The sequence below is a fragment of the Acinetobacter halobius genome (genome assembly GCF_044130335.1).
Lineage (GTDB): Bacteria > Pseudomonadota > Gammaproteobacteria > Pseudomonadales > Moraxellaceae > Acinetobacter.
The window spans coordinates 1-11,952 of sequence record NZ_JBIQOD010000005.1; the positions used below are offsets into that span (position 1 = coordinate 1).

Sequence of the window (11,952 nt, forward strand, 5' to 3'; positions counted from 1 at the left end):
CAACTTCTGCAACTTCTGCAACTTCTGCAACTTCTGCAACTTCTGCAACTTCTGCAACTTCTGCAACTTCTGCAACTTCTGCAACTTCTGCAACTTCTGCAACTTCTGCAACTTCTGTGGTCGAAATAAAACTTTTCGGCACTTCAGTACTGTGTGTACTCAGCGTCGTTGGAATAGGCTCCATCATGTTCAATTGCTGATCGACTGATGAATGATCAATCAACCATTGGTAAACCTCTTTAAACTTTGAAAACCAAGGGCTGTTATACACATGAGTTGAAGCATCTTGAAAGCTAATTTGCCAACCTAAACCCGATTTATATAAAACGCCCCATGCAAAATGTTGTTGTTGTTTCAAAGCACTGCTAAGGGCAGATTCATACTGAAAAAGACCAACATATAAATGTCGATATGGGCTCTGCTGTAACCAGTGTTCGGCCGTAGCTTGAGGTTGAGTGAGGGCTTTATAGGCTTCGAGTTGTTTGTGAAAAATGGGCTCATCACAACGGGCAAAGATTTCACGAATGCGTTTTTTTGAGCGTGCAATTTCAAAAAAAGACAAATGCTGATGTTCCAAACCGTCAATCAATTGATGCAGTTCTTTGATCAGCAGTGCTTTTTCGATTGCTTTCATGTGCTGAGCTCTAAAGTTGTTTTTGTGCTTGTTCCAAATAACTTGCTAAAATCATATTGAGTGCAAGTTCAAGTAATTTATATTCGGCTGAAGTTGGTTGTGTGTACTGCTTTGCTAAAGCAATCAATTGATCTGGATCAATAGTTTGTGGAGAAATACGACCTTGAATTAAAGCTTGTAAATTTTGCATAGGCATATGGTCTAAGAAGGCATTTAGTTTTGGTTTTACGGTTTAGTATTCTTTTTGATCATAATTAGAAAATCTTAAATAGGCAAAAACTATTGCATATCCTATACGAGAAAAATGTTGTAAAAAATGTAAATAACTTCGATTAAAACACAGATCATTCTAAATATTTTTGATCTAGATGCTAAATATTTGAAAATTTTTGTCAGTTATTAACCTTTTTAGGCAAAAAAATAGGCAATATAAATTGCCTATTTTTTATTTAATTTTACAAGAATTAAGCTTCTTGATGGGGTGCTTCGGCAGGTGCCTGAGCAGTTGCCGTTTGTGCTTTTACTGGTTTTTTTACAGGAAAGCTTGGGGTATAAACTACTTGTGCAGATACAGTTGCAGAAAGAGCGATTACAGCAACAGCCAAAGTATACTTAAGAGCGTTCATGATATTTCCTCGATGGAAAAGGAAGTCTCGAAAGAGACTGGGAGGTTAAAAAAAGATAAATTTCGCATGAATAATATCAAAAAATGAACAGTTTTAGCGGAGCTAAAGTTTGAAAAAAGATGAATGGTTAGTTCATTTATCATTAAAAAACAATGAATTAGAATAAATGCTCTAGTCGGTTTTTGAGTTTTTGCTCTATCGCTAAGCTATTTAAATTAAAAGTGAAAATCTAAATTTTCAAATTGAGTACAGGCATGCGTGATGTGCTCTTTTTTGCTCAAAATCACAGCGGAAAGACCCTTGAACTACATGATTGTTTGATTAAATAATCATCAATAGGTGGAAAGCCTATTGTGTGTACTACGTAAGTTTTTGCTGTGGAATGTTTAATCAATCCAATCTTGTATAAAAAATCACCTATGATGGAAAACCAAAACAAAAAAATCAGAGGATGAACCCATGGCCATTGCAAAAGTGGTAGAAGTCAATTCGAGCAGCGTAAAGAGTTTTGAAGATGCCATCCAGACAGGTATCGCCAAAGTCACTGAGACGATAAAGAATGTGCAGGGTGCTTGGATTAATGAGCAGAAAGTGGTGGTGAAGGACAATAAAATTGTAGAGTATCGGGTCAATCTTAAAATTAGTTTCTTGGTCGATTAAAACCACAGCGAACCGCATTAACCTATAAAAAAATCCCCAAAGTATGGGGATTTTTTGATTTTAACTATAGGCGCTTTTAAAACATCGCTACAGGGCTTGAATTATGGTTTGGGTGTTTCACACGAGTGGTCTGTACACTGTGCTGCTTGCTCTTGTTGTTCAGCAGGTGCTTGCGCTTTTTCTAAGACTTGTAGGAATACTTCACGGGGTTGAGCACCCGCTAAAGCGACACGTTGATCGAATACAAAAAACGGAACGCCCGTCACCTTGAGTTGTTCACGTGCTACTTCTTGGTCAAATTTAACGAAATCTGCATATTCGTCAGAATCCAGCACATCATCCACTTCAACAGGGCTTAAGCCAATTCGGGATGCGACATCTTCAATGGTTTCACGTTCGCCAATTGGGAGACCTTGTGTCATATAACTATAGAAAAAGGCTTCCTCTGCTTCATTGCCCAAGCCACGACTTTGTGCCAAGTGAATAATACGGTGGGCGTTAAAGGTATTGCCTGAGTTAGCGTTTTCCCAGTTAAATTCAATTCCTTCTTCGGCAGCCATCGCTGCAATATTTCGCTGCATTTCTTCAACTTCAGCAACAGTACGACCATATTTTTGTGCAAGACGTTCTGAGTTTGATATTTCTTGGCGTGTTGGCGCTTCAGGGTCGAGTTCAAAACTATGCCAGTGGACTTCTAGTTCAACACCTGCTTGTTCAGCTGCAGCTTCTAAGCGTTTTTTGCCAATATAGCAAAAGGGGCAAACAACATCTGACCAAATATCTACACGCATGGAATTTCTCAAAATAGTAAAAAGCAATTAAAAAAATGATGGGGGTGAGTTCTAAAATTTAAAGCAAAACACATGAAAAAAGCCAGCAGATGTTCGCAGCCATATTATAAGGACAATGTTGAGTTGTACCGTTTATCTGACAACGCTGCTGCATAATGGACGAAAAATATACAATAGAGGTGCTGGTGATGCTATGACATCTGCCTTTTTATATCTCTTATTTTTTGGGATTGTTTTATGAAATTTTTACATTCTCTTCCTATCGTTTGTTGTGCTTTTATTTTTATGCCGACTGTGGCTAAAGCTAATGGTGATATTGTTAGCCTTCCTACCTTTAAGACTATGGCAGAATCAGAACTTCGTGCCGAAACGGGTGTCATTCCGTACCAACAAGATGAAAATATTCGTAAGGCTTTACAGCATCGGATTATCCAATTACAGGGTGATGCACAATCTTTTGTGGTCGATCCGACCATCACTCAAAATGTGGATATTTTACCACCCGCAGTTACCGCAGATTTGAACTCTGTACCTCCGCTATTACGTGAGCATGTTTTGAATATTGCTGCAGGTTTACAGTCCTCCAACCCGACTGAAGGTTTATATATTATGTTGCAGCCGTTTGGTATTGATCGCAATGCAACCAATGTACAAACAGCCCGCGAGCAAATTTCGATTGGGCAAATTGACCATAACTTTATGCAAGGGATTCAACAGAATATCCAGCAACAGAGAATAACCCCAGCCAAGTAAAGGCTTCTTCATTTATTGATCGCTCATACACTCCTTTTTAACTCGTGGAGTATATGAGCGATGTGCTCTGAAAATGTTGATAAAATGTTTAAATATTGATCATACTTCGATATTTGCTATGATAAAAAGAAATGAAGAGGAAGCTGAACATGCGACGTATCGTGTTGATTTTAGTTCTTGCGACCAGTGCTATTTTCGGTTGGATGTATTATCAGTATTCTCAACAACAAAAAGAACAGCAGCAACTACAAAGCTATGAAACGGTGCTATATGAAAAGACCGAACAAATTTACAAGCAAGCCCAAGACTGGACCACACCAATTCAAGTCGATGTGAAAGACGCGCGCCTCACTGGCGACTACAAAATTATGGCTGAGTTTGTGCTGAGTCATATGTTGCAAAATGCCGAAGCGCGTAATCAATATCTACGTGATTTAAAAGCCTTGAATTGGGATCAATTTTTAAATATTGACCGATTAAGCAAAGACAAAAACAACAATTATGCTGAAACGGAACAAATGCTGAAAGACATACATACCGTTGTCGATAGCTATGCCCAGCAGGTCGAGCAACGTCAGAAACAGGCGATTGATCAAGCCAAGGATTTACCGATCTCTTCTCGGTTTCGTCATCAGTTAACAGACAGTATGCAAGCCAGTGACAAGAGCCAAGAAGCGATGCGTTTGTTTAAGCTGGAACAGCAGAATTTAGCCAAGGCAGATCAAATCTTCTTGGTGCTCAAAAACAATCAATGGGAAAAGAAAAACAACACCTTTATGTTTTATGAAGATATACCACTTCAACAGTTTAATGCACTGTATAAAGAAATTTTAGCCTTAAATAGTCAAATGCAGCGGGTAGAGAAACAAACCCAAAAAGAGGTAGAACAAAAGTTATAACCAAATACAAAGATGACAGTTTTGTAAGCAGACTGTCATCTGCTGTTCAAAATAGTTTGCTAGATTAAAAGCATCACAAAGATGACGACTTTTCAGTGTAGGCAGGTGAGTCATGAGAACCATACACGTTTTTGCTGATATTCAGCATGTGTATAGTGAGTTTGTAGAAAATAAAAACTATCCAAAATTAGAAAGCTTAAGCAACTGGGGAAAGAATCGTTTCTTCTTTAACCAATATTTTGAAATGATCGAAGACTGGCATCATACTGAACAGATCGTGATTCAATTCAATCAACAGTACTTTAGTTTAGACACAGGCAATGCCCCTGACTTTATGGACAAAGAAAAGTATATGGCGTGGTTGATGGGCGAGCTTTTAATTTAAATCTATCCTAAAACTACACAGCGCCTAATTCGTTCTCAGCGCTGTGCCTTTATTGGATTAATCAAAGATTTTATCGGCTGCTTGGAAAGGTAGGCTGACCACGTCGATTGCCACGGCAAAAGGCAACAGCACTAACTTTTCAAAAGGATTCATGCCTGACTTGGATTTATAACTTTCCTCTTGATGGGTATAAATACTCACCTGATAAGGCTTACTCAAAGCTTTTAAAGAGGCTAAATTCTTCGCGGCAGGGTAGACGACACCTGCTAGTTTGATCTCAAAACAGAAACGCTGTGCCAACATGCGTTCATCACTGGAACTCGAACATTCCTTTGCCCCATTTTCAATAAAAAATTCCAGATCTTTCTTGCTGATGTCTTCTTTGAGTTTCACATAAGACAATGGCAGTGTCCCTGTAAAATGACCATCATTCTTTTCTGAGTAGAAGCTTAGTTCTCGGGTGACTTGAATATTTTTCGGGTCCAATTTGCCAATCAAACTGACAAATTGGGGCCCACCTTGGGTCAATACATAACTTTTTTGTTGCCCTGCAATCACTAAACTATGCGCAGGTAAATTCGGTAGAGGCTGAGCAGGTTTGCCAAAAGCCACCACTTGGTCTTCGATCAAGGTTACTTTGTTGGTACGGGTATAGGTTTTATTGTCTTTGGTCATTAGGGTTTTAGTAGCACAGCCTGTGAATAATGTTCCTATGACGCCTAAACATATGACGGTTCTTAAAGGTGATGCAAACATCGTTAGACTCCAAATCATTTGAAATATAGTTAAGCTGAATTTTTATTGTCTTTAAGCCTATCATTAAAATGGGTAAAAAGGCGTCAAAGCTAAAAAATTGAAGTAATGAAAGTTCTATAAATTGCTCAATGCAGTAGAGTGATCGCTTTTATTTCTTATCCACTGGTAGTTTCTAGTTACTGAATGAATGTTCATTTGAGTCTGAACTGGCTATGATCATACAAGCGTTCGATAAAAACGATGGACTAGCGAATACGTCATAACAAGGTGGGAAATCGGCTGATGCAAAACTTGATTTGTTATAAAGAACTGCCTGTGTGGACTGCGCAGGCCATTCCGCAAGGGTTTAAAAATCAACACAATACCAAAGCGGGCACGTGGGCCAAGTTACAGATTTATCAAGGAGAGCTAAGCTTTGCTTTTTTAGATGAGACAGGTCAAGTGCAATCTGAACATCTGTTTACCCCTGAGCAACAGCCACCATTTATTCAGCCTCAAGCATGGCACAAGATTGTTTCGACCAGTGATGACATAGAGTGTCAGTTACAATTTTACTGTACTCCGCAGGATTATTTTTATAAGAAATATCAGCTTTCACCTACTCATTCAGAAATTTTGGCGGCTACGCCGTATTTACACGGTGGTCGGGCTTTGGATGTTGGCTGTGGACAAGGGCGAAATTCGCTGTATTTAAATCAGCAGGGTTTTGAGGTAGATGCTTGGGATGTGAATCCGCAAAGTTTGCAAAAACTACAGCAGATTATAGATGCCGAAGGTATTCAAAAGATTCATATACAACAGCGTGACCTCAATGCTGACCCAAGCATTGCAGGTACATACGACTTTATTTGCTGTACGGTCGTGATGATGTTTTTAGAGGCCTCAACGGTGAAGCCGTTGATTGCACAGATGCAGCAAGCCACAAATGTAAATGGGTTTAATTTGATCGTGTGTGCGATGGATACCGATGATATTCCTGCGCAGGCTGACTTTCCATTTGCTTTTAAAGCAGGAGAGTTAAGGGCGCTATACGATGGCTGGAACATTGTGAAATACAATGAAAATGTCGGGGAGCTGCATCGGGTTGATAAGCAGGGTAATCGGATTAAACAGCATTTTGCGACGTTATTGGCGCAGAAGATAATTGCTTAGCATTATATTTTTTATAACATATATATAACCTAGGTTATATTCGATAGAATTAGAGTGGGTTATTTTGTAAATTTTATCTATGAAGCGTTATCAGGTCTTAGATTTGTTTTCGGGTGCAGGAGGAATGGCTGAAGGTTTTCTGCAAGCTGGTTTTGACATCCCTTTTGCATCTGACAGAAGTCCTCAAGCTGCATTGACATACGAATACCGTCATAGAGAACAGTTGGGTTACAAACTTGATTATTTTTGTGGGGATGTTCAAGAGCTAGCAGAAGAAAAAAAGCTCAAAGAGTTTTTAGGAAAAGATTTTTTTAATATAGATGTCATTTGTGGTGGGCCACCTTGCCAGGGTTTTAGTATGGCGGGAAAAAGAAACCCTGATGATTTAAGAAATCAGCTCGTTCGTAGTTATATCAGTATTCTAAAGCAAGTACAGCCAAAGTATTTTGTGATGGAAAATGTCGCAGGTATTCTATCTGCAAAGTTTTCAATATACGAAGGTCACTATAAAGTTTATTAAAATCAATTAGTTACAGAGGTTTTATTAAAAGAGTTCTCAGAAATTGGCTATAAAAATGTATTAGTGAAAACTTTGGATGCAAGTGATTATGGTGTTCCACAACGAAGAAAGCGTGTAATTTTTCTTGGCACACGTGACGATATTGATATTCAGCTTACACATCCTGAGCCATTAAAATCTCAAAAAATTTCTGCTAAAGAAGCGCTTTCAGATTTAGCGAACATAGAAATAGGTTCAAAAGTAGAAAAATATAAATGTAAAGCAAAGTCTGATTATCAAATAGATTTAAGAGCTGGGTGCACACCAAATTCAAAAGGTGAATCTATTGCGAGTACTAAATTAACGAATCATGAAACAAGTAAGCATACAGCACTTGTTATAGAACGGTTCAATTTGCTTTCACCAGGTGATGACTTTAAAAAAATCTATAATAATTTATCTGAAGAGCAACAAGAGCGTTACAAGACTCGTAAACATAATTGCCGTCGTATGCTACCGAATGAGCCATCACCTACAGTTCTCACTCTACCTGATGATATGGTGCATTACTCAAAAAATAGAATCCTGACAGTTCGTGAATTAGCGAGATTACAATCATTTGATGACAGTTTTGAGTTTTTGGGAAAAAGAACGACAGGTGGGATTCTGAGAAAGCAGGAAACCCCGCAATACACATTAGTAGGTAATGCTGTACCACCATTATTAGCGAAAGCAATTGCATTAGAAATACGAAAAAATTTAGAATTATTTACTGAAGGAAAATTAGATGAATTTCACAAAAGCCCAGACGGAAGCTATTGAAACTATAGATATAAATAAACATTTACATATTATTGCAGTAGCAGGTTCGGGAAAGACACAAACTATAGCTCAGCGTATAGTAAATTTATTACGAAATAATACAAGCCCCTCAGAGATAGTAGCTTTTACATATACGGAGAAAGCAGCTGCCGAACTAAAAAATAGAGTACTTAAGTTATCAAGAGATCAATTAGGTTCTATACAAGGAATGGCTGAACTTTATATTGGAACTATACATTCTTGGTGTCTACACTTTTTGAAAGATGAAGTTTATGGATTCCAGAAATACGAAATATTAGATGATATAAAACTTAAAATTTTTGTTGATAAAAATTTTCATAAAATAGGTATTAATAGACTCAAATGCACTACTTCTCAAGGGGAAAGACCTTTGAAGATCTTCACAGATACCAGTATTTTTTTATCGATGATATCGATGTTCCGAGAAGCAGATCTTGTTGAAAATGCTGTTATTGATGAAAATTTATTAGAAGTAGTAAAAGATTATGAGAGAGTATTAACGGAAAATAATTATTTAGATTTTGGAATGATACTTACAAGCTTTTATAAAGAATTAGGGAAAGAATACGTAAGAAGTAAAATCAGAGATAAAATTAAATACCTTATTGTAGATGAATATTAAGATGTAAATCACTTACAAGAAATGATTATTGAAAATATATGTAGCTTAGGTGCAAACATATGTGTTGTAGGTGATGATGATCAAACTATATATCAGTGGCGTGGAAGCAATGTTGCAAATATTTTAGAATTTAAAGAGAAGTATGAAAAATATGGTGAAGTTTTAACAATTTGTTTGGACGATAATTTTAGAAGTTCTCAAGGCATATTGGGATTAGCATCAATAGTGACTGATAAAATAGAAAATCGATTGTCTAAAAATATGATTCATTCTAGTCATCAATTTTATGAGGAGGGTGATCTTCAAATAAATGAGTTTTCAAGTAGAAAAAATGAGAACCAATATTTAATAAAAAATATACAATCATTAATAGGATGTGAATTTAAAGATAAATCTGATAGTGAATCTAGAGGAATAGATTATGGCGATATCTGTATATTATTAAGAAAGTGGAAGCCAGCAACAGAGATTGCTAATACTTTAAATGAGGCTGGAATACCATTTGTTGTAACTGGAGTAAATCAGCTATTTGAACAAGAAGAAGTGATATGTTGTGTTAAAATTTTTGAAGCTCTTTTAAATCCGAATGATACGACAGTAATACAAGAGCTTGAAAAACATTGGATAAAATTATGCCCCTATTTAGACTTGGATAAAATTAAATATGGGATTGCTGAATTAATAAAAAGTGAACCTAAATCAGGTGATTGGTATGAATATTTTAATTTACAAAGAATATTTAAAAATTTTAGAGAAAATATAGATCTAAAAGAAAGTAGTTTTGGTGAATATAAAGTAAATAACATCCCTAAAGGGGAAGTAGCATTTTATAACCTTGGAATGTTTTCTCAAATAATTCAAGATTTTGAGACAATTAATTTTAAAGATGATCCAGTGTTTAAACTCAAAGGCTTCTTAAATTTTCTGAAATATACAGCGAAAGATATTTATCCGGAAGGATGGTTAAATAAAACAAATATAGCAATTAATGCTGTCACAATTACTTCTATTCATCAGTCTAAGGGGCTAGAATGGCCAGTTGTGTTTATGCCACGTTTAAATACCAATTATTTTCCGAGTAAAAAAGCTGGTGGAGTCAAAGTATCTCATTTAATTGATACTAGTGTTATTAAAAATTATGAAAGATATGAAGGAACATTAGAAGATGAGTTAAGACTTCTTTATGTAGCTATTACAAGATCTAAAAAATTCTTATTTGTCTCATGCTCTCCATCTGAATCAAGTAATCAGGATAAAAAACCATCCACTTTTATTCAGTTATTAAGACAAAATCAGTACATTTTTTCTACTATCACTTATGATTTTAAAGCTAGAGAACAAGCTGAGTTGAAAGATCGACTTGAGTTGGATGCTATGATCTTAAACTTCTCTATTTTAGAGTCTTATTTCAAGTGTCCTTATGCATTTAAATATTATACATGTTATGGGTTTAAAGAGCCTTTAGAAGCTAGAATTGGCTTTGGTAAATCCTTACATGATAGTTTGATGGAAATCCATAAAAAGGCTATTGAGGGAATCAAACCAACTAAAGAAGAAATATCTACTATTTTAGAAAAACATATTAATTTCCCATATGCTATTCCTAAGACAAAAGAGGCTATGAGACTGAGAGCATTGAATATTCTTCATGATTATTATGATCAAAACTATAATAATTTTGAAAAAATTGAATTTGCAGAAAAAGATATTGTTTTTGATTTAGCAGAAGGTCTTATTGTTAGTGGGCGTATTGATCTCGTTATTCAGAAAGATGATGCGTATAACGAAAAAATTTATATTGTCGATTTTAAATCTAAATTAGATTCAGGGAATGTAATAGATCGTCTTTTAAAACAAGAGATTATTCAAAAACAGTTAATACTGTATGCTATTGGTTATAAAGAATTAACTGGTAAAAAGGCAGACTTTACACAAATCTATGATTTGGAAACACAAACTCCTATCAACACTCTGATTGATGATCAATTATTGATTAATGCTCAATATGAGATAACTCAGGCAGGTTTTAAAATTAAAAATGATGATTTAAATAAGGTCTGTACAGATCCATCTTGTGTTTGTAGCGCAATACAATAAAAGAAACCCCGCAATAAGCGGGGTTTCTTTTTATCTTAGTATTTAACTAAACATTAAACACGTTCGATAATGGTCGCGATACCTTGACCCAAACCGATACACATAGTCGCAAGACCAATTTGCGTATCTTTCTGTTCCATCACGTTCAACAAGGTTGTGGTAATACGTGCACCAGAACAACCCAATGGGTGACCCAACGCAATCGCACCACCATTTAAGTTAATCATGTCTTGCTTGTCATACACGCCTAAGCCTTTCATGACTGATAAGCCTTGAGCAGCAAATGCTTCGTTTAACTCGATGGTTTGGATATCTGCCATCGTTAAGCCAGCACGTTTAAGCGCTTTTTGAGTTGCAGGTACAGGACCATAACCCATGATCGCAGCGTCACAGCCTGCAACCGCCATAGAGCGAATCACAGCACGAGGCTTAAGACCTAAAGCTTGAGCACGTTCAGCAGACATCAACAACATTGCAGAAGCACCATCAGACAAAGCTGAAGAGGTTGCTGCTGTTACTGTACCGCCTTTCGGGTCAAATACAGGACGTAAACCTTTGAATGCTTCAAGGTTTGCATCTGGACGAATCACTTCGTCGATGTCGCACAGGATTTTGAAGCCATTCGCATCATGACCTTCAACACCTACGATTTCATTTTTGAAACGACCTTCTTGTGTTGCAGCCCAAGCGCGGCGGTGAGATTCCACACCGAATGCATCTTGTTCTTCACGTGAAATGCCGTTCATACGACCTAACATTTCAGCCGTTAAGCCCATCATGTTAGACGCTTTTGCATAGTGCTTAGACGCTTCTGGGTTCAGGTCGATGCCGTGCATCATCCCTACGTGACCCATGTGCTCTACACCACCAATGATGAAGATATCACCTTGGTTGGTTGCAATCTGTGCAGCAGCAGTGTGAAGCGCTTGCATAGATGAACCACAAAGACGGTTAACCGTTTGACCTGCCACAGTTTTTGGAAGGTCAGCCAATAAACCAATGTTACGGCCAATGTTCATACCTTGCTCTAGAGTTTGGTTTACACAGCCCCAGATCAGGTCTTCAACTTCATTGGTGTCAAACTGGTTGCGAGCAACTAAAGCACGAACCAATTCAGCCGATAAGCTGTCAGCACGTACATTGCGGAACATACCGTTTTTGGTTTTACCCATTGCTGAACGTACGCCATCAACGATGACAACGTCACGTGGATTTAAAGTAGCCATTCACGTTGC

At 37.0% G+C, this 11,952-nt stretch carries 11 protein-coding genes and 3 pseudogenes; 8 read left to right on the forward strand and 6 right to left on the reverse strand.

Going from position 1 to position 11,952, the window contains the following annotated elements:
* The 3 genes and pseudogenes from ACE01U_RS06150 to ACE01U_RS06160 all read right to left on the reverse strand — a co-directional run.
* Positions 1–634: pseudogene (locus tag ACE01U_RS06150) on the reverse strand (hypothetical protein); the annotation flags it as partial.
* Positions 635–644: 10 nt separating this feature from the next.
* On the reverse strand, positions 645–824 hold the full coding sequence (locus tag ACE01U_RS06155) for a hypothetical protein (protein ID WP_162900293.1): 180 nt from the start codon (positions 822–824) through the stop codon (positions 645–647).
* A 274-nt stretch (positions 825–1,098) separates the two neighbouring features.
* Positions 1,099–1,260: a hypothetical protein gene (locus tag ACE01U_RS06160; protein ID WP_162900292.1), complete on the reverse strand. Its 162-nt coding sequence runs from the start codon at positions 1,258–1,260 to the stop codon at positions 1,099–1,101.
* A gap of 459 nt (positions 1,261–1,719) precedes the next feature.
* Here ACE01U_RS06160 and ACE01U_RS06165 point away from each other — a divergent pair, with 459 nt between their 5' ends.
* On the forward strand, positions 1,720–1,920 hold the full coding sequence (locus ACE01U_RS06165; RefSeq protein WP_395578960.1) for a dodecin family protein: 201 nt from the start codon (positions 1,720–1,722) through the stop codon (positions 1,918–1,920).
* Positions 1,921–2,021: 101 nt separating this feature from the next.
* Here ACE01U_RS06165 and ACE01U_RS06170 read toward each other — a convergent pair whose 3' ends face one another.
* A complete protein-coding gene (locus tag ACE01U_RS06170) occupies positions 2,022–2,711 on the reverse strand; it encodes a DsbA family oxidoreductase (protein WP_395578961.1) in 690 nt (229 codons plus the stop codon).
* A 237-nt stretch (positions 2,712–2,948) separates the two neighbouring features.
* Between ACE01U_RS06170 and ACE01U_RS06175 the strand changes: the two genes are divergently transcribed.
* The 3 genes from ACE01U_RS06175 (at position 2,949) to ACE01U_RS06185 (ending at position 4,748) form a co-directional block, all read left to right on the forward strand.
* Positions 2,949–3,464, forward strand: coding sequence for a hypothetical protein (locus ACE01U_RS06175; RefSeq protein ID WP_086209724.1), 516 nt, complete (start codon positions 2,949–2,951; stop codon positions 3,462–3,464).
* A 149-nt stretch (positions 3,465–3,613) separates the two neighbouring features.
* Complete coding sequence (locus ACE01U_RS06180) at positions 3,614–4,363, forward strand: hypothetical protein (RefSeq protein ID WP_395578962.1); 750 nt, start codon at positions 3,614–3,616, stop codon at positions 4,361–4,363.
* Between the two features lie 112 nt (positions 4,364–4,475).
* Positions 4,476–4,748, forward strand: coding sequence for a hypothetical protein (locus ACE01U_RS06185; protein ID WP_110975677.1), 273 nt, complete (start codon positions 4,476–4,478; stop codon positions 4,746–4,748).
* A 57-nt stretch (positions 4,749–4,805) separates the two neighbouring features.
* Here ACE01U_RS06185 and ACE01U_RS06190 read toward each other — a convergent pair whose 3' ends face one another.
* A complete protein-coding gene (locus tag ACE01U_RS06190; RefSeq protein ID WP_086209721.1) occupies positions 4,806–5,504 on the reverse strand; it encodes a YidX family protein in 699 nt (232 codons plus the stop codon).
* Positions 5,505–5,786: 282 nt separating this feature from the next.
* Between ACE01U_RS06190 and tehB the strand changes: the two genes are divergently transcribed.
* From tehB to ACE01U_RS06210, 4 genes and pseudogenes are all read left to right on the forward strand, one after another.
* Complete coding sequence (gene tehB / locus ACE01U_RS06195; RefSeq protein WP_395578963.1) at positions 5,787–6,656, forward strand: SAM-dependent methyltransferase TehB; 870 nt, start codon at positions 5,787–5,789, stop codon at positions 6,654–6,656.
* 79 nt (positions 6,657–6,735) lie between these two features.
* Positions 6,736–7,977 (forward strand): annotated as a pseudogene (locus tag ACE01U_RS06200) (DNA cytosine methyltransferase).
* A pseudogene (locus ACE01U_RS06205) lies at positions 7,943–9,835 on the forward strand (ATP-dependent helicase); the annotation flags it as partial. The pseudogenes ACE01U_RS06200 and ACE01U_RS06205, both read left to right, overlap by 35 nt.
* Before the next feature lie 159 nt (positions 9,836–9,994).
* A complete protein-coding gene (locus ACE01U_RS06210) occupies positions 9,995–10,717 on the forward strand; it encodes a RecB family exonuclease (protein ID WP_395579047.1) in 723 nt (240 codons plus the stop codon).
* Positions 10,718–10,770: 53 nt separating this feature from the next.
* Here the strand turns inward: ACE01U_RS06210 and fadA are convergent, their stop codons facing one another.
* Entirely contained in the window at positions 10,771–11,943 is a 1,173-nt protein-coding gene (gene fadA / locus ACE01U_RS06215; protein ID WP_395578964.1) for an acetyl-CoA C-acyltransferase FadA, read from the reverse strand.
* Positions 11,944–11,952 lie beyond the last annotated feature (9 nt).

Coding starts and splice junctions, on each gene's coding strand:
- ACE01U_RS06190 (WP_086209721.1), bottom strand. CDS start 5,504: ATGTTTGCATCACCTTTAAGAACCGTCATATGTTTAGGCGTCATAGGA.
- ACE01U_RS06155 (WP_162900293.1), bottom strand. CDS start 824: ATGCAAAATTTACAAGCTTTAATTCAAGGTCGTATTTCTCCACAAACT.
- ACE01U_RS06180 (WP_395578962.1), top strand. CDS start 3,614: ATGCGACGTATCGTGTTGATTTTAGTTCTTGCGACCAGTGCTATTTTC.
- tehB (WP_395578963.1), top strand. CDS start 5,787: ATGCAAAACTTGATTTGTTATAAAGAACTGCCTGTGTGGACTGCGCAG.
- ACE01U_RS06160 (WP_162900292.1), bottom strand. CDS start 1,260: ATGAACGCTCTTAAGTATACTTTGGCTGTTGCTGTAATCGCTCTTTCT.
- ACE01U_RS06185 (WP_110975677.1), top strand. CDS start 4,476: ATGAGAACCATACACGTTTTTGCTGATATTCAGCATGTGTATAGTGAG.
- fadA (WP_395578964.1), bottom strand. CDS start 11,943: ATGGCTACTTTAAATCCACGTGACGTTGTCATCGTTGATGGCGTACGT.
- ACE01U_RS06165 (WP_395578960.1), top strand. CDS start 1,720: ATGGCCATTGCAAAAGTGGTAGAAGTCAATTCGAGCAGCGTAAAGAGT.
- ACE01U_RS06170 (WP_395578961.1), bottom strand. CDS start 2,711: ATGCGTGTAGATATTTGGTCAGATGTTGTTTGCCCCTTTTGCTATATT.
- ACE01U_RS06210 (WP_395579047.1), top strand. CDS start 9,995: ATGATCTTAAACTTCTCTATTTTAGAGTCTTATTTCAAGTGTCCTTAT.
- ACE01U_RS06175 (WP_086209724.1), top strand. CDS start 2,949: ATGAAATTTTTACATTCTCTTCCTATCGTTTGTTGTGCTTTTATTTTT.